The following is a 23299-nucleotide window of genomic DNA, read 5'->3' as shown; positions in this document are numbered from 1 at the left end:
CGCTCAGTCCCTGCCGTCCGAGGCCCCCGGGGAACTCCCCGGGGGCCTCGGCGCGTCCTGGTCGTCCTCCCGCGCGAACACCTGCAGCAGCCACGACGAGAACGTTCCGGTGACCGCGCCGAGCAGCGCCAGGCCGCAGGCCATCACGCCCACCGCCACGAGCCGGCCGAGCGGGGTCACCGGCGCCAGGTCGCCGTAGCCCACCGTCGACAGCGTCGTGCAGGTGAACCACACCGCGTCGCCGTAGGTGAGGATGTCCGCGCCCGGCGCGGTGCGCTCCTGCTGGTACAGCGCGAGCGACCCCGCGAAGCCGAGCAGCGTCACCGAGACGCCCGCATACGTGATCACCCGCGCGTGCAGCGCGAGCCGCGGCCGGTCGTGGTGGCGCTGCACCGTCTCGTAGGCCTGCACGATCCGCACCGGACGCAGCAGCGGCAGCAGCAGGACCACCGTGTCCAGCCAGTGGGTGCGCAGGAAACGGTGCAGGCGCTGCCCGCTCAGCCGCAGGCGCACCACGTAGTCCACGAGGAACACCAGCCACGTCACGAGCGTCACCGCCAGACACACGTCGCGGACCGGCCCCGGCAGCCCGTGCCCGAGGACCCTGATCGCGTACGAGGAGAGGTAGAGCAGGGAGGCCGCCGCGAGGACGACGCCGTTGTGCCGCTCCCAGCGGGCGAGGGGACTGTCGGTCATCCGGACAGCATCGCGCGCCGGGGACCGGGGCGGCACCCGCCGACACGCCCCGCCGAGGTGACGCCATATGCTGCACTTCATGACGAGTCAGCCGGAGCAGCAGATCGGTCCCGTGGGAGAGCCGGACGGATTCGGGCGTCTGTGGACCCCGCACCGCATCGCCTACATCCAGGGCGAGGGCAAACCGACCGGCCCCGGAGCCGACGACGGCTGTCCCTTCTGTGCCGCTCCGGCCAAGTCCGACGAGGACGCGCTGATCGTGGCGCGCGGCGAGCACGTCTTCGCGATCCTGAACCTGTACCCGTACAACGGCGGGCACATGATGGTGCTGCCCTACCGGCACGTCGCCGACTACACCGACCTCGACGAGGCCGAGACCGTCGAGGTCGCGGACTTCACCAAGCGCGCGATGACCGCGCTGCGCTCCGCGTCGGGCGCCCACGGCTTCAACATCGGGATGAACCAGGGAGCGGTGGCCGGCGCCGGCATCGCGGCCCATCTGCACCAGCACATCGTCCCGCGCTGGGGCGGCGACACGAACTTCATGCCGGTCACCGGCCACACGAAGGTGCTGCCGCAGCTGCTCGGCGACACCCGCACGGTGCTGGCGAAGGCGTGGCCGAGCGCCTGAGCGGGCTCAGGCGATCCAGTGGGTCCGCCGGTCGCCGACCGGCGGACCCGATGCGTCGGCGACCGCGCGGGCCATCCGGTGGACCGCCTCGGTGAGGGTCCGCGGCGGCAGCGTGTACGGGATGCGCAGCCGGTTCTCGAACAGGCCGGGGTCCGCGCCGAAGTAGCCGCCGCCCTCGATGCGGACCCCGTGGGCGAGCGCACGCTCGGCCAGTGACGTCGCGACCGGGGCGCCCAGGTCCACCCAGAGGGAGAGGCCGCCGGGCGGCGTCCGCCAGGTCCAGTGCGGCAGGTGCTGCCGCAGCGCCGCGGTGAGCGCGTCGCGTCCGGCGCGCAGTTCGGTCAGCCGGTCCCGCAGGAGGGCGTCGGTACCGGCCAGCAGATCCAGCGCCAGCAACTGGTCCACCACCGAGCCGCCCATGTCGGTGGCCACCCGCTGCGCCGCGAGCTCCGTGACGAGCCGGGCCGGGGCCCGCAGCCAGCCGACGCGCAGCCCCGCCCAGTGCGTCTTGCTCATCGAACCGACCGTGATCACCTGCCCGGACTCGCCGTGCGCGGCGAACGGCGGCGGGGCGGGCCCGTCCAGGGCGAGGTCGGCGAGGGTCTCGTCGATGACCAGCCAGGTGCCGGAGCGGCTCGCCGTGCGCAGCAGCCGGGACCGGTCCGCCGCGGGCAGCACACGGCCCGTCGGGTTCTGGAAGTCCGGGATGAGATAGCCGAGCCGGGGCACGGAACGGCGCAGCGTCGACTCGACGATCCCGATGTCCCAGCCCGGCCCGTCGTCCGTCACGGGCACGGACACCGTGCGCAGCCGGGCGCGGCGCATCGCCTCCAGCGCGTTCGGGTACGACGGGTTCTCGACCATGATCCGGTCGCCGGGGCGGGCGAGCAGCGCGAGGACCAGGCTCAGCGCGTGCTGGGCGCCGGCCGTCACCAGGATCTGCTCGGGCGTCGTGGCGAGGCCCCGCGCGGTGCACCGCTCGGCGACGGCGGCCCTCAACTCCGGGAGCCCGTACGGGTGGTAGCCGGTGGAGTGCGCGTGCCCGGCCACGTCCTCGGTGATCCGGACGAGGGCGTCGGTGAGCGTCCGCCCGGGCAGCACGGGCGCGGCCCTGGCCAGGTCGATCGCGGTGTCCGCCGGGCCGAGCAGCCGGCTGACGCCCTTGGCGGGGCGGCCCTCGGGCAGGGACGTCCAGGTGCCCGAGCCCTGGCGGCTGTGCGCGTAGCCGTTCGCGCGCAGCAGGTCGTAGAGCGCGGTCACCGTCGTCCTGCTGGTGCCGAGCGCGCCGGCCAGCTCCCGCTCGGCGGGCAGCCGTACGTGCAGCGCGAGCCGTCCGTCGAGGATCAACTCGCCGATGGCGCGCGCCAGATGCCGGTACGCGGGCCGGGCCCGCGCCGGGTCGGGCAGCATCGCGGCGAGCTGCCGGCCGCCCACGCTGCGCGGGGTCCTGTCGTGCCGGCCCGCGGCGGCCTCGACCACACCATTCTCCCGGGATTGGCTCTGCTTTCCAGGCCGGTCAATCTACAGAGTGGCGGCATTGGCCCTGAAGGCGCCCTTCCGAGGCGCCCTCCCAGGGCGTCGCCCGTCCCCGTGGAGAACCCGGAGAACCCCGGATGTCCCTCTCGTACGTCACCCTGCGCGAGCGTCCCGCCCGACGCCTGCCCCAACTCCTCGTCGGCCTCTTCCTGTACGGGGCCAGTCTCGCCCTGATGGTCCGCGCCGGTCTCGGCCTCAGCCCCTGGAACGTCCTGAACGAGGGGCTCGCCCGCCACACCTCGCTCAGCTTCGGCACGCTGACGACGCTGGTCGGGGCGGCCGTCCTGCTGCTGTGGATCCCGCTGCGCCAGCGGCCGACGCTCGGCACCCTCGCCAACATCCTCGTGGTGGGCTGGTCCTCCGACCTCGGACTGTGGCTGCTGCCGACCGGGCTCAGCTGGCCGGTGCGGGCCACGCTGCTCGGCGCGGGCGTCCTCCTCAACGGCCTCTCGATCGCCGTCTACGTCGGCGCCCGCTGCGGCCCGGGACCCCGCGACGGCCTGATGACCGGACTCACCGCCGCGACGGGCCGCTCGCTGCGCGCGGTCCGCACCGCGATCGAACTCGCCGTCCTCGCCGTCGGCTGGCTGCTCGGCGGGGGAGTGGGCGTCGGCACGGTGCTGTACGCCCTGACGGTGGGGTCGGTGACCCAGCTCTGCCTGCCGTGGTTCGGCTACCGCAGCGCATCCGATCCGCAGACCGCGCCTACGCGTCGTACACGTCCGCCTTCCTCGGCGTGGGGTCCTGGACCAGTCCGCTGAGCACGCCCGAGCGGTTGCCGAACTTCTCGGTGTCCACGCCGTGGTCCTTGAGGACCTTGATGGCCGCCGCGTGGACCACGCGCAGCACCGGCGTCGCCGTCCGCAGGGCGTCGTCCGCCATGAAGCGGTGCCGCCACGGCTGGTCGGCCCAGGCATGACGCAGTCCGAAGGGCTCGGGGAGCACCAGCTTGCCGCCCTTGGCGTCGAGGTACGACCGGCCCATGCCGAACATGGTCAGGGGCGCCCGCAACGCCAGCCGGACCGCCTCGTCCGCATTGACCAGCGGCAGCGTCTTCGTGGTGGTCTCCCACGTCGCGAGGGGCTTGGAGACCTCCTTCGTGCGCGGCTCGGGCTTCGAGGTGAACAGCGAGTTCACCGGGCCCAGCGCATGCCCCGTCACCTCGATGCGCAGGGTCTCGTGCAGCACGGTCACCGTGATCAGCATGGTGATCACCAACTGGCCGTCCCAGAGGGTGAACTGGACGCCCAGATAGTGGCGGTCGCCGCTGCCGAACTGCTGCTCGTTGCAGATCCGCTCCACCTCGTGCGGCCTGATCCGGTACGCGTCGACGTCCTCGCCCGTCGGCCGCGCGACCGCCTTGGCGTTCTCCCCGATCGGCGTCACTATCCAGTGGTCCACCATCGGCTTGGGGAACCCGCCGGTGTGCAGGGGGCCGCGCTCCAGCATCCGCAACTGGTCCTGGATCGCCCGTATCACGGTCCAGCTGCGGAACGGGTGGATGTCCTTGCCCTCCTCGGCCGACACGAGGTCCTCGGCGAGCTGCCAGCTGCCCCACCGCGTGCCCAGGCCGAGGATGCCCTTGGGGCCCGCGTAGAACACCGAGTTCGACTGCTGCTCGGAGCTCAGCCTGGCCAGGTTCTGCCGCAGCTGCTCGGCCGCGGTCTCGCCGGGGCTGCCGGGGACCGCCTCGGGGATCTTCGCGCCGACCCCGCCGCCCGACAGCAGGGCCGACCAGCGGTCCCGCAGGTCGGCGGCCGTGCGCAGGCAGATCTGCCGCGCCCAGAAACCGCCGATCAGCGGAGCCACGAAGGCGGCCCGCAGGTACCAGGCCCAGCCGCCGGCGAGCGGCATCTTGATCAGGCCGACGGCGATGACCACCGCGACGACGCAGGTGATCGCCGTCGCCAGCGCGGCCGTCCTGCGGGCTTCGCGCTCCACCTTCCGTGCCGCGCTCTGCTCCGCGGCCGGCTTGTTCTTCGCGAGCGCCTCGGCCGCCACCTTCTCCGCGAGGGCCACCCTGTTGTTGTTCCTGCGGCGGACCTCGAACGCGGCCACCCAGAAGATGAACCCGGGCAGGAAGAGCACGCCGAACACCAGGGTGATGACCGAGAGCAGGCTGTCGCGCTGCCGGCGGATCCGGGTGGCCGCCAGGCAGTGCTCCACCACGACCTGCGGCTCGGTGCCGAAGGACTGGATCAGCGGCTTGCGCCCGGCGTCCAGCATGCGGTGCTGCACCGCCTGGGAGAACGCCTCACCCAGATTCGGCGCGAGGAGCGCCCACTTCGGCTCCTTGACCTCGGACTTGTGCCATTCGTTGTTGGCGTCCTGGATCTTGATCGCGGGGTCGTCCCGGTACGCGGCCGAGGCGATGGCGAACGTCGCCGCGGTCTGCCCCGCGGAACCCTGGAGCGGAACCTGGGCCCCGGGCCTGAAATCGAATCCGTCGTCCGCCACTGCCGCCCCCATCGCCGCGCGAAGTCGCTGCTGCGGCTCTTCCCGACTTCCCTGCCCCGCACACCTGTTGATCAGCGACACGTCCTGATCGCATTGATCGTCGACCAGCGTAACGGCCGCCACCGACATCCGTCCGGGCAAGCCGGATGTCGGTGGCCCCGGAACCCCGGGAACGCGTCAACTAGGCCGAATCCTGGGCCTGTTCGCGGATCCGCTCGCTGAGCTGGGCCGGCATCGGCTCGTGCCGCGCGTACCTGCGGCCGAACCGGGCCGTGCCGTGCGAGAGCGAGCGCAGGTCCACCGCGTACCGGCCGATCTCGATCTCCGGCACCTCGGCCCGCACCAGCGTCCGCCCGCCCGGCGCCTGCTCGGTGCCGACGACCCGGCCGCGCCGCCCCGACAGATCGCTCATCACGGCGCCCACGTAGTCGTCGCCGACGAGGATCTGCACCTCGGCGACCGGCTCCAGGAGGTGGATCCGCGCGTCGGCCGCGGCCTCCCGCAGCGCCAGCGCGCCCGCCGTCTGGAACGCGGCGTCCGAGGAGTCCACCGAGTGCGCCTTGCCGTCGAGCAGCGTCACCCGCACGTCGATGAGCGGATAGCCCGCCGCGACCCCCTTCGCCGCCTGCGCCCGCACGCCCTTCTCCACGGACGGGATGAACTGCCGGGGCACCGCGCCGCCGACGACCTTGTCCACGAACTCGATGCCCGAGCCGCCGGGCAGCGGCTCCACCTCGATCTCGCAGATCGCGTACTGCCCGTGTCCGCCGGACTGCTTCACGTGGCGGCCGCGCCCCGCCGACCTGTTCGCGAACGTCTCCCGGAGGGAGACCTTGTGCGTGACGACGTCGACCTGCACCCCGTAACGGCTGCGCAGCCGTTCGAGCGCCACGTCCGCGTGGGCCTCGCCCAGACACCACAGGACCAGCTGGTGCGTGTCCTGGTTCTGTTCGAGCCGCATGGTCGGGTCCTCCGCGACCAGGCGGGACAGGCCCTGCGACAGCTTGTCCTCGTCGGCCTTGCTGTGCGCCTGGATGGCCAGCGGCAGCAGCGGGTCCGGCATGTCCCACGGCGCCATGAGGAGCGGATCCTCCTTGGCCGAGAGCGTGTCGCCGGTCTCCGCCCGGTTCAGCTTCGCCACGCACGCCAGATCACCGGCGATGCAGTGCGTGAGGGTGCGCTGCTGCTTGCCGAACGGCGCCGACAGCGCGCCGATCCGCTCGTCCGACTCGTGCAGGGCGCGGTCCTCGTGCACGTGGTCCGCGAGCCCGTGCCCGGACACGTGCACCGTCTCGTCCGGGCGCAGGGTGCCGGAGAAGACCCGGACCAGGGAGACCCGGCCCACGTACGGGTCGGACGCCGTCTTCACGACCTCCGCCACCAGCGGCCCGGCGGGATCGCAGGCGCCGACCGCCCGCTCCCGCCCGTCGGGCGTGCGCACCGTCGGCGCCTCCCGCTCCAGCGGGGTCGGGAAGCCGCCCGTGACAAGCTCCAGGAGCTCCACGGTGCCGATGCCCTGGCGGGCGCCCTCCGCGGCGGGGGCCGCGGCGAGCACCGGATGGAAGACGCCGCGCGCGACGGCCCGCTCCAGGTCGTCGACGAGCGTCTTGAAGTCGATGTCCTCGCCGCCCAGATAGCGGTCCATGAGGGTCTCGTCCTCGCTCTCGGCGATGATCCCCTCGATCAGCCGGTTCCGTGCCTCCTCGATCAGGGGCCGCTGCTCGGTGCCCGGCTCGGACTCCTTGCGTTCGCCCGACGCGTAGTCGAACAGGCGCTGCGAGAGCAGCCCGATCAGCCCGGTCACGGGCGCGTGCCCGTCGGGCGCCTGCGCGCCGTGCAGCGGCAGGTACAGCGGGAGCACGGCGTCGGGGTCGTCGCCGCCGAAGACCTCCGCGCAGCTGCGCGTCATCTCCTCGAAGTCGGCCCGCGCCGCCTCCAGGTGCGTGATCACGATGGCGCGCGGCATGCCGACCGCCGCGCACTCCTCCCAGACCATGCGGGTCGCGCCGGTCAGGGTCTCCGGTCCGTCCGCCGCCGAGACGACGAAGAGGGCCGCGTCCGCGGCACGCAGACCGGCCCTCAACTCCCCGACGAAATCCGCGTAGCCGGGGGTGTCCAGAAGATTGATCTTGAACCCGCCCCATTCCACGGGGACGAGCGAGAGCTGGACCGAGCGTTGCTGGCGATGCTCGATCTCGTCGTAGTCGGAGACGCTCGTGCCGTCCTCGACCCGACCCGCCCTGTTCACCGCCCCCGCGGTCAGTGCGAGGGCCTCCACCAGAGTCGTCTTGCCCGATCCGCTGTGGCCGACCAGCACCACATTCCGTACGGACGCGGGATGGTCGGCCGCTGCTGCCCTGCCGGCGGCCCCGGGGTGTCCGTTGGCCTTGTCGCCCATGCCTTGCCTCCCGGTTGTTCCACGGTGAGGTGGTCCTTGAGGCGCGGACACGCGAACCCGCGTGCGGAGGCGGCTTCGGCGACGCCCGCGGTGCCTTCGAGCTTTCCACTCGGGTCACTGTGCGTCCATACGTCGTACGCGATCGCACGCGCGCGTGGTGGCCCGGCGGCCGATCCCGTGCGCGCGTGGCTACGATGGGCCAGCCGGTGGCCAGAGGGGCCGCCAGGCACCGACCCTCGGGAAGGCCATGCTGAACAAGTACGCGCGTGCATTCTTCACGCGTGTCCTCACACCGTTCGCCGCGTTTCTCATCCGTCGCGGGGTCAGCCCCGACACGGTCACGCTCCTCGGCACCGCCGGAGTCGTGGCGGGAGCGCTGGTCTTCTTCCCGCGCGGAGAGTTCTTCTGGGGCACCGTCGTCATCACGCTGTTCGTCTTCTCGGACCTCGTGGACGGCAACATGGCGCGCCAGCTCGGCCGCTCCAGCCGCTGGGGCGCGTTCCTGGACTCCACGCTCGACCGGGTCGCCGACAGCGCGATCTTCGGCGGCCTGGCGCTCTGGTACGCGGGCGGCGGCGACGACAACGTGCTGTGCGCCGTGTCGATCTTCTGCCTCGCCAGCGGCCAGGTCGTGTCGTACACGAAGGCACGTGGAGAATCGATCGGCCTGCCCGTCGCGGTGAACGGCCTGGTGGAGCGCGCCGAACGGCTGGTGATCACGCTCGTCGCCGCCGGCTTCGCCGGTCTGCACAAGTTCGGCGTGCCCGGCATCCAGTACCTGCTGCCGGTCGCGCTGTGGATCGTCGCCGTCGGCAGCCTCGTCACGCTGATCCAGCGCGTGGTGACGGTGCGCCGGGAGTCCGCGGAGGCGGAGGCCGCCGTGGCCCGGGAGGAGGCCGCCTCGTGAGCGGAGCGCAGGACCGGGTGACGGACGCGCTCTACGGGCTCGGCTGGGCCACCGTCAAGAAGCTCCCCGAACCGGTCGCGACCCGCCTGGGACGCGCCATCGCGGACGCCGCCTGGAAGAAGCGCGGCAAGGGCGTCCTGCGCCTGGAGTCGAACCTCGCGCGCGTGGTGCCCGACGCCACGCCCGAGCGCCTCAAGGAGCTGTCCCGGGCGGGCATGCGCTCGTACCTGCGCTACTGGATGGAGTCCTTCCGGCTCCCCGCCTGGAGCAAGGAGCGCATCAGGGAGGGCTTCACGCCCAAGGACCTGCACCACCTGACCGACGCCCTGGACTCCGGCAGGGGCGTCGTCCTCGCCCTGCCGCACATGGGCAACTACGACCTCGCGGGCGCCTGGGTCACCACCAAACTGGAGACCCCGTTCACGACCGTCGCGGAGCGGCTCAAGCCCGAGACCCTGTACGACCGCTTCGTCGCCTACCGCGAGGGCCTCGGCATGGAGGTGCTGCCGCACACGGGCGGCTCCGCCTTCGGGACGCTGGCCAGACGGCTGCGGGCCGGGGGCCTGGTGTGCCTGGTGGCGGACCGGGACCTGTCCTCGTCGGGCGTCGAGGTGAAGTTCTTCGGCGAGACGACCCGGATGCCCGCGGGACCCTCGATGCTCGCCCAGCAGACCGGCGCGCTGCTGCTGCCGGTCACCCTCTGGTACGACTCGTCCTCGATCATGCGGGGCCGCGTGCACCCGCCCGTCGACGTACCGGAGACAGGTACCCGGGCCGAAAAGACGTCTGTGATGACGCAGGCGCTGGCCGATGCCTTCGCCACGGGAATCGCCGACCATCCGGAGGACTGGCACATGCTGCAGCGCTTGTGGCTCTCCGACCTGGAGAACTTTGAGGAGCGGCCGGCGTGAGGATCGGAATCGTCTGCCCGTACTCCTGGGACGTGCCGGGCGGCGTCCAGTTCCACATCCGCGATCTGGCGGAGCACCTCGTCGCCCTGGGGCACGAGGTCTCCGTCCTCGCCCCTGCGGACGACGAGACCCCCCTGCCGCCGTACGTCGTGTCGGCGGGCCGGGCCGTTCCCGTTCCCTACAACGGCTCGGTGGCACGGCTCAACTTCGGGTTCCTGAGCGCCGCCCGGGTGCGCCGCTGGCTGCACGACGGCACCTTCGACGTGATCCACATCCACGAGCCGGCCTCGCCGTCGCTCGGTCTGCTGGCGTGCTGGGCGGCGCAGGGCCCGATCGTCGCCACGTTCCACACGTCGAACCCGCGCTCCCGGGCCATGATCGCCGCGTACCCGATCCTGCAGCCCGCCCTGGAGAAGATCAGCGCGCGCATCGCGGTGAGCGAGTACGCCCGCCGCACGCTGGTCGAGCACCTCGGCGGCGACGCGGTCGTCATCCCGAACGGCGTCGACGTGGACTTCTTCGCCCGCGCCGAGCCCAAGCCCGAGTGGCAGGGCGACACCCTCGGCTTCATCGGGCGCATCGACGAGCCCCGCAAGGGCCTGCCGGTCCTCATGAAGGCGCTGCCGAAGATCCTCGCCGAGCGGCCGCAGACCCGGCTCCTGGTCGCGGGCCGCGGCGACGAGGAGGAGGCCGTCGAGTCGCTGCCGAAGGAGATGCGCGAGCGCGTCGAGTTCCTCGGCATGGTCAGCGACGAGGACAAGGCGCGCCTGCTGGCCAGCGTCGACGTGTACGTCGCGCCGAACACGGGCGGCGAGAGCTTCGGCATCATCCTGGTCGAGGCGATGTCGGCGGGCGCCCCGGTGCTCGCCTCCGACCTCGACGCGTTCGCCCAGGTCCTGGACCAGGGCGCGGCGGGCGAACTCTTCACGAACGAGGACGCGGACACCCTGGCCGTCGCCGCGCTGCGGCTGCTCGGCGACCCCGAGCGCCGCGCGGAACTGCGCGAGCGCGGCAGCAAGCACGTCCGCCGCTTCGACTGGTCGACGGTGGGCGCGGACATCCTCTCCGTCTACGAGACGGTGACGCAGGGCGCGGCCGCGGTCGCGGCGGACGAGCGGACGGGGCTCAGGGCCCGGTTCGGGCTGGCCAGGGACTGATCCGGCGGGGCGGGCGCGGCCGGTGGGCGGCGCCGGAAAGTGACCGGCCCGCCCGACGGTAACGTTGCGGCCCGTGACCGTCACCCTGATCTGGATCGCCGTAGCCCTCTTCGCGATCGGCCTCTACCTGAGCTGGACCGCGGGCCGTCTCGACCGCCTGCACGCCCGTATCGACGCGGCCCGCGCCGCCCTCGACGCCCAGCTCCTGCGGCGCGCCTCCGTGGCGCAGGAACTGGCCACGTCGGGCGTCCTCGACCCGGCCGCGTCGATCGTCCTGTACGAGGCCGCGCACGCCGCGCGCCAGGCCGAGGAGGAGCAGCGCGAGGTCGCCGAGAGCGAGCTCAGCCAGGCGCTCAGGGCGATCTTCAGCGAGCCCGACCAGGTGGAGGCCGTCCGGGAGGCCCCCGGCGGCGAGGAGGCCGCGGAGGAACTCGCCCAGGCCGTCCGCCGCGTCCCCATGGCCCGCCGCTTCCACAACGACGCCGTCCGCGCGGCCCGCGCCCTGCGCCGGCACCGCAAGGTCCGCTGGTTCCGGCTCGCCGGTCACGCGCCGTTCCCGCTGGCCTTCGAGATGGACGACGAGCCGCCGACGGCGCTGGCCGACCGGGCCACCGCGTAGCGCACGGACCGAACCGCGTAGCGCGCGGGCCAAAAGGAGCCACCGGCTGTCCATTGGCCCTTGTAGTGGCCTGGTCCACAGGAGTTTCCTCGGTGCTGCAAGAAGCCTTCTTCATCGAGTGAGGTCACCCGTGTCCACCAGCACCCCGCAGTCCACCGCGTCCGCCGAGGCTCCCGCCACCGGTACCGCCCGCGTCAAGCGCGGCATGGCCGAGCAGCTCAAGGGCGGCGTCATCATGGACGTCGTCAACGCCGAGCAGGCGAAGATCGCCGAGGACGCCGGAGCCGTCGCCGTCATGGCCCTGGAGCGGGTGCCCGCCGACATCCGCAAGGACGGCGGCGTGGCCCGGATGTCGGACCCGAACATGATCGAAGAGATCATCGAGGCCGTCTCCATCCCGGTCATGGCCAAGTCCCGCATCGGCCACTTCGTCGAGGCCCAGGTGCTCCAGTCCCTCGGCGTCGACTACATCGACGAGTCCGAGGTCCTCACCCCGGCCGACGAGGTCAACCACAGCGACAAGTTCGCGTTCACGACCCCGTTCGTCTGCGGCGCCACCAACCTGGGCGAGGCCCTGCGCCGCATCGCCGAGGGCGCCGCGATGATCCGCTCCAAGGGCGAGGCCGGCACCGGCAACGTCGTGGAGGCGGTCCGCCACCTGCGCCAGATCAAGAACGAGATCGCCAAGCTGCGCGGCTTCGACAACAACGAGCTGTACGCCGCCGCCAAGGAGCTGCGCGCCCCGTACGAGCTGGTCAAGGAGGTCTCCGAGCTGGGCAAGCTGCCGGTGGTCCTCTTCTCCGCGGGCGGCGTCGCCACCCCGGCCGACGCCGCGCTGATGCGCCAGCTCGGCGCCGAGGGCGTCTTCGTCGGCTCCGGCATCTTCAAGTCCGGCGACCCGGCCAAGCGCGCCGCCGCCATCGTGAAGGCCACCACCTTCTACGACGACCCCAAGATCATCGCGGACGCGTCCCGCAACCTCGGCGAGGCCATGGTCGGCATCAACTGCGACACCCTGCCCGAGACCGAGCGCTACGCGAACCGGGGCTGGTAGTCCCCATGACCACCCCCGTCATCGGAGTCCTGGCACTCCAGGGCGACGTACGGGAGCACCTCATCGCCCTGGCCACGGCCGACGCCGTGGCCAGGCCGGTGCGGCGCCCCGAAGAACTGGCCGAGGTCGACGGCCTGGTCGTCCCCGGCGGCGAGTCGACCACCATCTCCAAACTCGCCCACCTCTTCGGCCTGATGGAGCCTCTCCGCGCGCGCGTGCGCGACGGCATGCCCGTCTACGGGACGTGCGCCGGCCTGATCCTGCTCGCCGACAAGATCCTCGACCCGCGCTCGGGCCAGGAGACCATCGGCGGCATCGACATGATCGTGCGCCGCAACGCCTTCGGACGGCAGAACGAATCCTTCGAAGCGGCGGTCGACGTGCGGGGCGTCGAGGGCGATCCTGTAGAGGGCGTCTTCATCCGCGCCCCCTGGGTGGAGTCCGTGGGCGCGTCCGTGGAGGTGCTCGCCGAGCACGAGGGGCACATCGTCGCCGTACGTCAGGGCCACGTCCTCGCGACGTCCTTCCACCCCGAGCTCACCGGCGACCACCGGCTCCACGGGCTGTTCGTGGACATGGTGCGGGCGAAGGACGCGCCGGGTTCCTTGTAGGATCTCTGGCGTTCGTTAAAGAGGTTGTTTACGCGAAGGAGACAGGCAGATGTCCGGCCACTCTAAATGGGCTACGACGAAGCACAAGAAGGCCGTGATCGACGCCAAGCGCGGCAAGCTCTTCGCGAAGATGATCAAGAACATCGAGGTCGCGGCCCGCACGGGCGGCGCCGACGTGTCCGGCAACCCGACCCTCTTCGACGCCATCCAGAAGGCCAAGAAGAGCTCGGTCCCGAACAAGAACATCGACTCCGCCGTCAAGCGCGGTGCCGGTCTCGAGGCCGGTGGCGCCGACTACGAGACGATCATGTACGAGGGCTACGGTCCGAACGGTGTCGCGGTGCTCATCGAGTGCCTCACCGACAACCGCAACCGCGCCGCCTCCGACGTGCGCGTCGCCATGACCCGCAACGGCGGCAACATGGCGGACCCGGGCTCCGTCTCGTACCTGTTCAACCGCAAGGGCGTCGTCGTGCTCCCCAAGGGCGAGCTCTCCGAGGACGACGTCCTGGAGACGGTCCTCGAAGCGGGCGCCGAGGAGGTCAACGACCTCGGTGAGTCCTTCGAGATCATCTCCGAGGCCACCGACATGGTCGCGGTCCGCACCGCGCTCCAGGAGGCCGGCATCGACTACGACTCGGCCGAGTCCAACTTCGTCCCGACCATGCAGGTCGAGCTGGACGAGGAGGGCGCGCGCAAGATCTTCAAGCTGATCGACGCCCTCGAGGACAGCGACGACGTGCAGAACGTCTTCGCGAACTTCGACGTCTCCGACGAGGTCATGGAGAAGGTCGACGCCTGACCCGGCATCAGCGGCGGGCCGACGGGACACACCCCGTCGGCCCGCCGCTTTGTCAGTGGCACCCGATAGCCTGCACAAACAGGCGATCGATATGGGGGTCAGGCGTGCGCGTTCTCGGGGTGGACCCGGGTCTCACCCGGTGCGGTGTCGGCGTGGTGGAGGGAGTCGCGGGGCGGCCTCTGACCATGCGCGGCGTCGGGGTCGTACGGACCCCGCCGGACGCGGAGTTGGGCCTGCGCCTCGTCGCCATCGAGCAGGGCATCGAGCAGTGGCTCGACGAGCACGAGCCCGAAGTCCTCGCCGTGGAGCGGGTGTTCAGCCAGCACAATGTGCGTACGGTGATGGGCACCGCCCAGGCGAGCGCCGTCGCCATGCTGTGCGCGTCGCGCCGCGGCATCCCCGTCGCGCTGCACACGCCCAGCGAGGTCAAGGCCGCCGTCACCGGCAGCGGCCGCGCCGACAAGGCACAGGTGGGCGCCATGGTGACCCGGCTGCTGCGGCTCGACGCGCCGCCCAAGCCGGCCGACGCCGCCGACGCGCTCGCCCTCGCCATCTGCCACATCTGGCGAGCCCCCGCGAAGAACAGACTCCAGCAAGCCGTGGCGCTGCACACAGCCAAAGCAGCGACCGCGTCGAACGCACTGAAAGGCCGTACCGCATGATCGCCTTCGTCAGCGGCTCCGTCGCCGCCCTCGCCCCCGACGCCGCGGTGGTCGAGGTCGGCGGCATCGGCATGGCCGTCCAGTGCACACCGAACACGCTGTCCACGCTCCGCCTCGGCCAGCAGGCCAAGCTCGCCACCTCCCTCGTCGTCCGGGAGGACTCGCTCACCCTGTACGGCTTCGCCGACGACGACGAGCGGCAGACCTTCGAGCTGCTGCAGACCGCGAGCGGCGTCGGACCGCGCCTCGCCCAGGCCATGCTCGCCGTGCACAGCCCCGACGGACTGCGCAGGGCCGTCGCCACCGCCGACGAGAAGGCGCTCACCGCCGTCCCCGGCATCGGCAAGAAGGGCGCCCAGAAGCTGCTCCTGGAGCTCAAGGACCGGCTCGGCGAGCCGCTCGGCACGGGCGGCCCCGCCATCGGCACCCCCGTCACCACCGGCTGGCGCGAGCAGCTGCACGCCGCGCTCATCGGACTCGGCTACGCGACCCGCGAGGCCGACGAGGCGGTCGGCGCGGTCGCCCCGCAGGCCGAGGCCATGGAGGGCACCCCGCAGGTCGGCCAGCTCCTCAAGGCGGCGCTGCAGACCCTGAACCGCACGCGCTAGCCGATCCGCCCGCCCCCTGATCCCGTAGATCCCCGTAACGCGAGGCACACCACATGAACTGGGACGAGACCACCGACGACGCGGCCGACCCGCAGGCCGACCGGCTCGTCGGTGCGTCCGCCGACCGGGAGGACCAGGCCGTCGAGGCGGCGCTGCGCCCCAAGGACCTGGGCGAGTTCATCGGCCAGGAGAAGGTCAGGGAGCAGCTCGACCTGGTGCTGCGCGCCGCCCGCGCGCGCGGCGCCACCGCCGACCACGTCCTGCTCTCCGGCGCCCCCGGCCTCGGCAAGACGACGCTCTCCATGATCATCGCGGCGGAGATGGGCGCCCCCATCCGCATCACCTCCGGGCCCGCCATCCAGCACGCCGGCGACCTGGCCGCGATCCTCTCCTCCCTCCAGGAGGGCGAGGTCCTCTTCCTCGACGAGATCCACCGGATGTCCCGGCCCGCCGAGGAGATGCTCTACATGGCGATGGAGGACTTCCGCGTCGACGTCATCGTCGGCAAGGGCCCCGGCGCCACCGCCATCCCGCTCGAACTGCCGCCGTTCACCCTCGTCGGCGCGACCACGCGCGCGGGCCTGCTGCCGCCGCCGCTGCGCGACCGCTTCGGCTTCACCGCGCACATGGAGTTCTACGAGCCGGTCGAGCTGGAGCGGGTGATCCACCGCTCGGCGAGCCTGCTCGACGTGGAGATCGACACCGCCGGAGCCGCCGAGATCTCCGGCCGCTCCCGCGGCACCCCGCGCATCGCGAACCGCCTGCTGCGCCGCGTGCGTGACTACGCCCAGGTCAAGGCCGACGGCCACATCACCCGGGACATCGCCGCGGCCGCGCTCGGCGTGTACGAGGTGGACGGCCGCGGCCTGGACCGCCTGGACCGGGCGGTCCTCGAGGCCCTGCTCAAGCTGTTCGGCGGCGGCCCCGTCGGTCTGTCCACCCTCGCGGTGGCGGTGGGGGAGGAGCGCGAGACGGTGGAGGAGGTGGCCGAGCCCTTCCTCGTCAGGGAGGGACTGCTGGCGCGTACTCCCCGTGGTCGCGTCGCCACTCCGGCCGCCTGGGCCCACCTCGGACTCACGCCGCCCCAGGGGAGAACGGGCGCAAGCGGACAACAGGACCTGTTCGGGGCGTGACGGCGAGGGGACTCGCGGGCCGTGGAACCCCGGTGCCATGCTGAGCGTTGTTCCCAGATGGCGGACTCGCTTAGACTCCGCCGACGTCGTCCATAGCTTTTCCCGGACGACGGTCGACCCCCGAACCCAACAAGGCCGCTCTTTTGTGCGGTCGTATGAAGGAAGTTCCCACCCGTGAGTCTCGTGACCCTCCTCCCGTTCATCGTGCTCATCGGGGCCATGTTCCTGATGACCCGGTCTGCCAAGAAGAAGCAGCAGCAGGCCGCCACGATGCGTAATGAAATGCAGCCCGGTTCCGGCGTCCGGACGATCGGGGGCATGTACGCCACGGTCAAGGAGGTCCACGACGACGCCGTCCTCCTCGACGCGGGCCCCGGCGTCCACCTGATGTTCGCGAAGAACGCGATCGGCGCCGTGCTCTCCGACGACGAGTACAACCGCATCGTCCACGGCGAGGAGTCCGGCGACGACGAGCTGACGGACGGCGCCATCGTGCCGGACGACGCGTCCTCCCTCACCGAGACCGACGAGACCGCCGCCGACGACTCGCGCATCGACCTCGGCAAGAAGGACGAGGCCGATGAGGCCGCCGCGGCCGCCGAGGCCCCCAAGGCCGATGACGCGGAGCCGAAGAAGACCGACGGCGAGTCCGACGCGAAGTAGTCACGACCACCGCCGCGGGGCGTGCCGCTTGCGCCCCGCGGTCCTGGTTCGTGCGTGACCCGCGCGGATTCTCGACCATTTCATGGCCGCCCGAGCACGAACCCCGATGCCGGGCGGATGGAGAGGGAGTACGAGAAGGTGGCCACACCTAAAAAGAGCCGAGGGGCAGGTGCCCAGAGCAAGCCGGGCCGTGCTCTGAGCCTCATCGTGATCATCATGGTGGCGCTCGTCGGTGGGATGTTCATCTCCGGGACGTTCACGCCCCGACTCGGCATCGATCTCGCGGGAGGCACCAGCATCACGCTGGAGGCCAAGAACGAGCCGGGCAAGCCCAACGCGATCAACAAGACCAACATGGACACGGCGGCGGACATCATCAACCGCCGTGTCAACGGCATGGGTGTCTCCGAGGCCGAGGTCCAGACGCAGGGCAACAACAACATCATCGTCAACATCCCCCGGGGTACGAACGAGAAGCAGGCCCGCGAGCAGGTCGGTACGACCGCGCAGCTCTACTTCCGCCCCGTCCTGACGGTGGCCGCCGGCGCTCCGACCGGGGACTCCACCGCGAGCCCGTCGCCGAGCGCCTCCTCCAGCGGCAAGGCCACGGACAAGGCGACCGACGGCTCCAGCGAGAAGGCGACCGACAAGTCGTCCGCGACCCCGTCCGCCACCGCCACCTCCCAGGGCCGCGCCGTCACCGACGCCCTGAAGGCCGACTCCACGCCGAGCGCCTCCGCCTCGGCGAGCGACAAGGCCGACGACAAGGCGTCCCCCTCGGCGAGCGCCTCGGCCGACCCGGCGACGACCGCGCTGCAGAAGAAGTTCACCGAACTCGACTGCACCGACAAGGCTGCCCGCACGAACGTCAACGAGGGCGCCAAGCCGACCGACACCATCGTCGCCTGCGGCAAGAACTCGGCCGACCAGTGGGAGAAGTACATCCTCGGCCCGTCCGAGGTGAACGGCAAGGACGTCAAGAAGTCCCAGGCGGTCATCAACCAGCAGTCCGGCCAGTGGGTCGTCAACATGGAGTTCACGGGCTCCGGCTCGAAGAAGTTCGCGTCGACGACCAGCAAGCTCAAGGACCAGCAGTCCCCGATGAACCAGTTCGCCATCGTGCTCGACGGCGACGTGGTCTCCGCCCCCAGCGTCAGCTCCACCCTGAGCTCGAACGCCGAGATCTCCGGCAGCTTCACCCAGCAGTCCGCCCAGGACCTGGCCAACGTGCTGTCGTACGGCGCCCTGCCGCTGACCTTCCACGAGCAGAGCGTCACCTCGGTGACCGCCGCGCTCGGCGGTGAGCAGCTGCACGCCGGTCTGATCGCCGGCGCCATCGGCCTCGCGCTGGTCGTCATCTACCTGGTGGTCTACTACCGGGGCCTGTCGCTCGTCGCCCTCGCCTCGCTGCTCGCCTCCGGCATCCTCACGTACACGCTGATGACGCTCCTCGGCCCGGCCATCGGCTTCGCGCTGAACCTGCCGGCGGTCTGTGGTGCGATCGTGGCCATCGGCATCACAGCGGACTCGTTCATCGTGTTCTTCGAGCGGATCCGGGACGAGATCCGCGAGGGCCGCTCGGTGCGGCCCGCCGTGGAGCGCGCCTGGCCGCGCGCCCGGCGCACCATCCTGGTCTCCGACTTCGTGTCGTTCCTCGCGGCCGCGGTGCTCTACATCGTGACCGTCGGCAAGGTGCAGGGCTTCGCGTTCACGCTCGGCCTGACCACCCTGCTCGACGTGGTCGTCGTCTTCCTCTTCACGAAGCCGCTGATGACGATCCTGGCCCGCCGGAAGTTCTTCGCGAGCGGCCACAAGTGGTCCGGCCTCGACCCGAAGCGCCTCGGCGTGCAGCCCCCGCTGCGCCGCTCCCGCCGTGCCACCGCCGCCGGCTCCGTCGACCCGAAGGAGGCGTGAGATGTCGAAGCTCGGCAGTCTCGGCGCCAAGCTGTATCGCGGTGAGGTCGGCTACGACTTCATCGGCAAGCGCAAGATCTGGTACGGCGTCTCGATCCTGATCACCATCACGGCCATCGTCGGCCTCGTGGTGCGCGGCCTGAACATGGGCATCGAGTTCGAGGGCGGCGCCGTCTTCACGACGCCCAAGACCACCGTCTCGGCCGCGAAGGCGGAGGAGTACGCGGAGAAGGCGTCGGGCCACGACGCGATCGTGCAGGAGCTCGGCACGGGCGGCCTGCGCATCCAGATCGCGGGCATCGACACCGGCAAGTCGGACCAGATCAAGGAGGAGCTGTCCAAGGACCTGGACATCTCCGCCGACAAGATCAACGCCGACCTGGTGGGCCCCAGCTGGGGTGAGACGATCGCCAACAAGGCATGGCAGGGCCTGGCCATCTTCATGGTCCTCGTCGTGATCTACCTGGCGATCGCCTTCGAGTGGCGCATGGCCATCGCGGCTCTCATCGCGCTCGTCCACGACATCACCATCACCGTCGGGATCTACGCCCTGGTGGGCTTCGAGGTCACGCCGGGCACGGTGATCGGTCTGCTCACGATCCTCGGTTACTCGCTCTACGACACGGTCGTCGTCTTCGACTCGCTCAAGGAGCAGACGAAGGGCATCGAGAAGCAGACCCGCTGGACCTACAGCGACATCGCCAACCGCTCGATCAACAGCACCCTGGTCCGCTCGATCAACACCACGGTCGTGGCGCTCCTGCCGGTCGCCGGCCTGCTGTTCATCGGCGGCGGCTTCCTCGGCGCCGGCATGCTGAACGACATCTCCCTGTCGCTCTTCGTCGGTCTCGCCGCCGGTGCGTACTCCTCGATCTTCATCGCCACTCCGCTGGTCGCCGACCTCAAGGAGCGCGAGCCGAAGATGAAGGCCCTCAAGAAGCGGGTGCTCGCCAAGCGGGCCGCCGCCGCGGCCCAGGCCGACGGCCCCGCCACCGAGGGCTTCCAGGCCGAGGTGCCGCAGCAGGACGAACCGGAGGACGCCGCCCCGGCGGGCGCGGGTCCGCGCAACCAGCCGGCCCGCAACCGCGGCCGCGGCCGCCCCTCGGGCAAGCGCCGCTGATCCGGCAGACCCCGTACACGGGCGCCAGGAGCCGTCGAGGCCCTGGCGCCCGCGTCGTTTCCCGGCAGGGGCGACTGCTAGGGTTTCGTCGGTGCGAGACCCCACGTCCCGCCCCCCCACATCTCGATACACACACTCGCTGAGGTGCAGAAATGACCGACATCAAGGAGCTGCTCCTCAGCCGCATCCGTGACGTGCAGGACTACCCGGAGCCCGGCGTCCTCTTCAAGGACATCACCCCGCTCCTGGCGGACCCGGCGGCCTTCACCGCCCTCACCGACACCCTCGCCGAGCTCTGTGTCCGGCACGGCGCCACCAAGGTCGTCGGCCTGGAGGCGCGCGGCTTCATCCTGGGCGCCCCGGTCGCGATCCGCGCGGGCCTCGGGTTCATCCCTGTGCGCAAGGCCGGCAAGCTCCCCGGAGCGACGCTCTCGCAGTCGTACGACCTGGAGTACGGGTCCGCCGAGATCGAGGTGCACGCCGAGGACCTGTGCGCCGACGACCGCGTCATGGTCATCGACGACGTGCTGGCCACCGGCGGCACCGCCGAGGCCGCGCTGCACCTGATCCGTCGCGCGGGCGCCGAGGTCGCGGGCGTCGCGGTCCTCATGGAACTGGGTTTCCTGCCCGGCCGTGCCCGGCTGGAACCCGCCCTTCACGGCGCCCCGCTCGACGCGCTGCTGGTCGTGTAAAACCCCAGTTCACAGCAGTCACGGCGGGCCCGGAGGAATCCGGCGCCCGCCTCTGGTGTTTCTCGGGTACGAAGCGGTCCCACCGGCCGAATACGTTCGGTGGCCGCCGGATCGATACCATGGGCTCTCCGGGACCTGAACGGGGGACCCGTGCACGAGGAGCGCCGTTGCCAGACGAGGCCAAGCCACTCACCGCCGCCAAGCCCGACCAGCAGGCCGACCGGGCCTCGGCTCCTTCCGGCACGCCCGCGAAGAGCGCCGAGCCGGCCAAGCCCGCGCAGAACGGCAAGGGCTCCACCAGCACGCCCGGCGCCGAGGCGGCCGAGCAGCCACGGCCCAAGCCCGCCGCCGAGCAGCCGCGCCCCACGCCGCCACCGGCGACCGCCCCCGCCCGGCCCGCCCCGAACCAGCCGGCCGCCCGCTCCGGCTCCTCCAACCGCGTCCGCGCCCGCCTGGCCCGCCTCGGCGTGCAGCGCTCGAACCCGTACAACCCGGTCCTGGAGCCCCTGCTGCGGATAGTGCGCAGCAACGATCCCAAGATCGAGACGTCCACGCTCCGCCAGATCGAGCGCGCCTACCAGGTCGCCGAGCGCTGGCACCGCGGCCAGAAGCGCAAGAGCGGCGACCCGTACATCACGCACCCGCTGGCCGTGACGACGATCCTCGCCGAGCTGGGCATGGATCCGGCCACGCTCATGGCGGGTCTGCTGCACGACACCGTCGAGGACACCGAGTACGGCCTGGACACCCTCAAGCGGGACTTCGGCGACCAGGTCGCCCTGCTCGTCGACGGTGTCACCAAGCTGGACAAGGTCAAGTTCGGCGAGGCCGCGCAGGCCGAGACCGTGCGCAAGATGGTCGTCGCGATGGCCAAGGACCCGCGTGTCCTGGTCATCAAGCTCGCCGACCGTCTGCACAACATGCGCACGATGCGGTACCTGAAGCGCGAGAAGCAGGAGAAGAAGGCGCGCGAGACCCTGGAGATCTACGCGCCGCTCGCCCACCGCCTGGGCATGAACACCATCAAGTGGGAGCTGGAGGACCTCGCGTTCGCGATCCTCTACCCCAAGATGTACGACGAGATCGTGCGGCTCGTGGCCGAGCGCGCCCCCAAGCGCGACGAGTACCTGGCCATAGTGACCGACGAGGTGCAGTCCGACCTGCGCGCGGCCCGCATCAAGGCCACCGTCACCGGCCGCCCGAAGCACTACTACAGCGTCTACCAGAAGATGATCGTCCGCGGCCGTGACTTCGCGGAGATCTACGACCTGGTGGGCATCCGCGTCCTCGTCGACACGGTCCGCGACTGCTACGCGGCACTGGGCACCGTCCACGCCCGCTGGAACCCGGTTCCGGGGCGGTTCAAGGACTACATTGCGATGCCCAAGTTCAACATGTACCAGTCGCTGCACACGACGGTGATCGGCCCCAACGGCAAGCCCGTCGAGCTGCAGATCCGCACGTTCGACATGCACCGCCGCGCCGAGTACGGCATCGCCGCGCACTGGAAGTACAAGCAGGAGGCCGTCGCCGGCGCCTCCAAGGTGCGCTCCGACCAGCCGCGGGCCACCGGCAAGGACGACCACCTCAACGACATGGCGTGGCTGCGCCAGCTGCTCGACTGGCAGAAGGAGACCGAGGACCCGGGCGAGTTCCTGGAGTCCCTGCGCTTCGACCTGTCGCGCAACGAGGTCTTCGTGTTCACCCCGAAGGGCGACGTCATAGCGCTCCCGGCGGGGGCGACACCGGTGGACTTCTCGTACGCCGTGCACACGGAGGTCGGCCACCGGACCATAGGAGCACGCGTCAACGGACGCCTCGTGCCCCTGGAATCGACCCTGGACAACGGCGACCTGGTGGAGGTCTTCACCTCCAAGGCCGACGGCGCGGGCCCGTCCCGCGACTGGCTCGGCTTCGTCAAGTCGCCGCGCGCCCGGAACAAGATCCGCGCGTGGTTCTCCAAGGAGCGCCGCGACGAGGCGATCGAGCAGGGCAAGGACGCCATCGCGCGCGCGATGCGCAAGCAGAACCTGCCGATCCAGCGGATCCTCACCGGGGACTCGCTCGTCACGCTCGCGCACGAGATGCGCTACCCGGACATCTCGTCCCTGTACGCCGCCATCGGCGAGGGCCACGTCACGGCGCAGTCCGTCGTGCAGAAGCTCGTCCAGGCGATGGGCGGCGAGGAAGCGGCCAACGAGGACATCGCCGAGAGCGCACCGCCGTCGCGCGGCCGCTCCAAGCGCCGGTCGAACGCGGACCCGGGCGTGGTGGTCAAGGGCGTCGACGACGTCTGGGTGAAGCTGGCGCGCTGCTGCACGCCGGTGCCCGGCGACCCCATCATCGGCTTCGTGACGCGCGGCAGCGGAGTGTCCGTGCACCGCAGCGACTGCGTGAACGTCGACTCGCTGTCCCGCGAGCCCGAGCGGATCCTGGAGGTCGAATGGGCGCCCACCCAGTCGTCCGTCTTCCTGGTCGCCATCCAGGTCGAGGCGCTGGACCGCTCCCGCCTGCTGTCAGACGTGACCCGCGTCCTGTCGGACCAGCACGTGAACATCCTGTCCGCGGCCGTCCAGACGTCGCGCGACCGGGTGGCCACCTCCCGCTTCACGTTCGAGATGGGCGACCCGAAGCACCTCGGCCATGTGCTCAAGGCCGTCAGGGGTGTTGAGGGTGTGTACGACGTGTATCGCGTGACGTCGGCGCGCAGGCCGTGAACTAGCCTGTC

Annotated in this window: 21 protein-coding genes; 17 read left to right on the top strand and 4 right to left on the bottom strand. The window is 71.2% G+C overall.

The window, feature by feature from the left end; genetic code table 11:
- Positions 1–3: 3 nt before the first annotated feature.
- Positions 4–696, bottom strand: a complete 693-nt coding sequence (locus tag RBJ77_RS55335; protein ID WP_372351940.1) for a potassium channel family protein — start codon at positions 694–696, stop codon at positions 4–6.
- A 67-nt stretch (positions 697–763) separates the two neighbouring features.
- Between RBJ77_RS55335 and RBJ77_RS55330 the strand changes: the two genes are divergently transcribed.
- Positions 764–1327, top strand: a complete 564-nt coding sequence (locus tag RBJ77_RS55330; protein ID WP_372351939.1) for an HIT domain-containing protein — start codon at positions 764–766, stop codon at positions 1325–1327.
- Between the two features lie 6 nt (positions 1328–1333).
- On the opposite strand, the gene RBJ77_RS55325 is transcribed toward RBJ77_RS55330, so the two are convergent.
- Entirely contained in the window at positions 1334–2806 is a 1473-nt protein-coding gene (locus tag RBJ77_RS55325; RefSeq protein WP_372351938.1) for a PLP-dependent aminotransferase family protein, read from the bottom strand.
- Between the two features lie 134 nt (positions 2807–2940).
- Here RBJ77_RS55325 and RBJ77_RS55320 point away from each other — a divergent pair, with 134 nt between their 5' ends.
- A complete protein-coding gene (locus RBJ77_RS55320; RefSeq protein ID WP_372351937.1) occupies positions 2941–3624 on the top strand; it encodes a YitT family protein in 684 nt (227 codons plus the stop codon).
- Here the strand turns inward: RBJ77_RS55320 and RBJ77_RS55315 are convergent.
- Together RBJ77_RS55315 and RBJ77_RS55310 are read right to left on the bottom strand one after the other, a co-directional pair.
- The gene (locus RBJ77_RS55315) at positions 3569–5332 is read right to left on the bottom strand and encodes a hypothetical protein (protein ID WP_372351936.1); all 1764 of its coding nucleotides are present in this window, start codon (positions 5330–5332) and stop codon (positions 3569–3571) included. The genes RBJ77_RS55320 and RBJ77_RS55315 overlap by 56 nt on opposite strands.
- Positions 5333–5501: 169 nt before the next feature.
- Positions 5502–7718: an elongation factor G-like protein EF-G2 gene (locus RBJ77_RS55310; protein WP_372351935.1), complete on the bottom strand. Its 2217-nt coding sequence runs from the start codon at positions 7716–7718 to the stop codon at positions 5502–5504.
- 247 nt (positions 7719–7965) lie between these two features.
- Here RBJ77_RS55310 and pgsA point away from each other — a divergent pair, with 247 nt between their 5' ends.
- The 15 genes from pgsA (at position 7966) to RBJ77_RS55235 (ending at position 23288) form a co-directional block, all read left to right on the top strand.
- A complete protein-coding gene (gene pgsA, locus RBJ77_RS55305) occupies positions 7966–8625 on the top strand; it encodes a phosphatidylinositol phosphate synthase (protein WP_255973924.1) in 660 nt (219 codons plus the stop codon).
- Positions 8622–9536 carry a phosphatidylinositol mannoside acyltransferase gene (locus RBJ77_RS55300; protein WP_372351934.1) on the top strand — a complete coding sequence of 305 codons (915 nt, stop codon included), beginning with the start codon at positions 8622–8624 and terminating at the stop codon, positions 9534–9536. Before pgsA ends, RBJ77_RS55300 begins: the two co-directional genes overlap by 4 nt.
- The gene (locus tag RBJ77_RS55295; RefSeq protein ID WP_372351933.1) at positions 9533–10693 is read left to right on the top strand and encodes a glycosyltransferase family 4 protein; all 1161 of its coding nucleotides are present in this window, start codon (positions 9533–9535) and stop codon (positions 10691–10693) included. Before RBJ77_RS55300 ends, RBJ77_RS55295 begins: the two co-directional genes overlap by 4 nt.
- Positions 10694–10766: 73 nt before the next feature.
- Complete coding sequence (locus RBJ77_RS55290) at positions 10767–11312, top strand: hypothetical protein (RefSeq protein ID WP_372351932.1); 546 nt, start codon at positions 10767–10769, stop codon at positions 11310–11312.
- A 130-nt stretch (positions 11313–11442) separates the two neighbouring features.
- Complete coding sequence (gene pdxS, locus RBJ77_RS55285) at positions 11443–12366, top strand: pyridoxal 5'-phosphate synthase lyase subunit PdxS (protein ID WP_308284759.1); 924 nt, start codon at positions 11443–11445, stop codon at positions 12364–12366.
- Between the two features lie 5 nt (positions 12367–12371).
- The gene (pdxT, locus tag RBJ77_RS55280) at positions 12372–12977 is read left to right on the top strand and encodes a pyridoxal 5'-phosphate synthase glutaminase subunit PdxT (RefSeq protein ID WP_372351931.1); all 606 of its coding nucleotides are present in this window, start codon (positions 12372–12374) and stop codon (positions 12975–12977) included.
- A 49-nt stretch (positions 12978–13026) separates the two neighbouring features.
- Positions 13027–13779: a YebC/PmpR family DNA-binding transcriptional regulator gene (locus RBJ77_RS55275; protein WP_372351930.1), complete on the top strand. Its 753-nt coding sequence runs from the start codon at positions 13027–13029 to the stop codon at positions 13777–13779.
- Between the two features lie 104 nt (positions 13780–13883).
- The gene (gene ruvC / locus RBJ77_RS55270; protein ID WP_255973914.1) at positions 13884–14441 is read left to right on the top strand and encodes a crossover junction endodeoxyribonuclease RuvC; all 558 of its coding nucleotides are present in this window, start codon (positions 13884–13886) and stop codon (positions 14439–14441) included.
- The gene (gene ruvA / locus RBJ77_RS55265) at positions 14438–15049 is read left to right on the top strand and encodes a Holliday junction branch migration protein RuvA (RefSeq protein ID WP_255973913.1); all 612 of its coding nucleotides are present in this window, start codon (positions 14438–14440) and stop codon (positions 15047–15049) included. The genes ruvC and ruvA overlap by 4 nt, the downstream gene beginning before the upstream one ends.
- A 53-nt stretch (positions 15050–15102) precedes the next feature.
- Positions 15103–16182, top strand: coding sequence for a Holliday junction branch migration DNA helicase RuvB (ruvB, locus tag RBJ77_RS55260; protein WP_372351929.1), 1080 nt, complete (start codon positions 15103–15105; stop codon positions 16180–16182).
- A 174-nt stretch (positions 16183–16356) separates the two neighbouring features.
- Positions 16357–16845: a preprotein translocase subunit YajC gene (gene yajC, locus RBJ77_RS55255; RefSeq protein WP_255973909.1), complete on the top strand. Its 489-nt coding sequence runs from the start codon at positions 16357–16359 to the stop codon at positions 16843–16845.
- A 138-nt stretch (positions 16846–16983) separates the two neighbouring features.
- Positions 16984–18759, top strand: a complete 1776-nt coding sequence (gene secD, locus RBJ77_RS55250) for a protein translocase subunit SecD (protein ID WP_372352154.1) — start codon at positions 16984–16986, stop codon at positions 18757–18759.
- A gap of 1 nt (position 18760) precedes the next feature.
- A complete protein-coding gene (gene secF, locus RBJ77_RS55245; protein WP_372351928.1) occupies positions 18761–19879 on the top strand; it encodes a protein translocase subunit SecF in 1119 nt (372 codons plus the stop codon).
- Between the two features lie 152 nt (positions 19880–20031).
- Positions 20032–20571, top strand: a complete 540-nt coding sequence (locus RBJ77_RS55240; RefSeq protein WP_255973906.1) for an adenine phosphoribosyltransferase — start codon at positions 20032–20034, stop codon at positions 20569–20571.
- Positions 20572–20738: 167 nt separating this feature from the next.
- Positions 20739–23288 (top strand): bifunctional (p)ppGpp synthetase/guanosine-3',5'-bis(diphosphate) 3'-pyrophosphohydrolase, encoded by a 2550-nt coding sequence (locus RBJ77_RS55235; RefSeq protein WP_372351927.1) that lies wholly within the window; start codon positions 20739–20741, stop codon positions 23286–23288.
- Positions 23289–23299: the final 11 nt, after the last annotated feature.

It is taken from the genome of Streptomyces sp. KL116D (assembly GCF_030766975.1).
Lineage (GTDB): Bacteria > Actinomycetota > Actinomycetes > Streptomycetales > Streptomycetaceae > Streptomyces > Streptomyces longispororuber_A.
Note: the sequence above shows the minus strand (reverse complement) of the source record. Positions and strands in the feature narration are given on the sequence as shown.

What these genes read in the sequence shown, in the direction of transcription:
- RBJ77_RS55335 (WP_372351940.1), bottom strand. Translation starts at nt 696, where the DNA reads ATGACCGACAGTCCCCTCGCCCGCTGGGAGCGGCACAACGGCGTCGTC.
- RBJ77_RS55330 (WP_372351939.1), top strand. Translation starts at nt 764, where the DNA reads ATGCTGCACTTCATGACGAGTCAGCCGGAGCAGCAGATCGGTCCCGTG.
- RBJ77_RS55320 (WP_372351937.1), top strand. Translation starts at nt 2,941, where the DNA reads ATGTCCCTCTCGTACGTCACCCTGCGCGAGCGTCCCGCCCGACGCCTG.
- RBJ77_RS55315 (WP_372351936.1), bottom strand. Translation starts at nt 5,332, where the DNA reads ATGGGGGCGGCAGTGGCGGACGACGGATTCGATTTCAGGCCCGGGGCC.
- RBJ77_RS55310 (WP_372351935.1), bottom strand. Translation starts at nt 7,718, where the DNA reads ATGGGCGACAAGGCCAACGGACACCCCGGGGCCGCCGGCAGGGCAGCA.
- pgsA (WP_255973924.1), top strand. Translation starts at nt 7,966, where the DNA reads ATGCTGAACAAGTACGCGCGTGCATTCTTCACGCGTGTCCTCACACCG.
- pdxT (WP_372351931.1), top strand. Translation starts at nt 12,372, where the DNA reads ATGACCACCCCCGTCATCGGAGTCCTGGCACTCCAGGGCGACGTACGG.
- RBJ77_RS55275 (WP_372351930.1), top strand. Translation starts at nt 13,027, where the DNA reads ATGTCCGGCCACTCTAAATGGGCTACGACGAAGCACAAGAAGGCCGTG.
- ruvA (WP_255973913.1), top strand. Translation starts at nt 14,438, where the DNA reads ATGATCGCCTTCGTCAGCGGCTCCGTCGCCGCCCTCGCCCCCGACGCC.
- ruvB (WP_372351929.1), top strand. Translation starts at nt 15,103, where the DNA reads ATGAACTGGGACGAGACCACCGACGACGCGGCCGACCCGCAGGCCGAC.
- secF (WP_372351928.1), top strand. Translation starts at nt 18,761, where the DNA reads ATGTCGAAGCTCGGCAGTCTCGGCGCCAAGCTGTATCGCGGTGAGGTC.
- RBJ77_RS55240 (WP_255973906.1), top strand. Translation starts at nt 20,032, where the DNA reads ATGACCGACATCAAGGAGCTGCTCCTCAGCCGCATCCGTGACGTGCAG.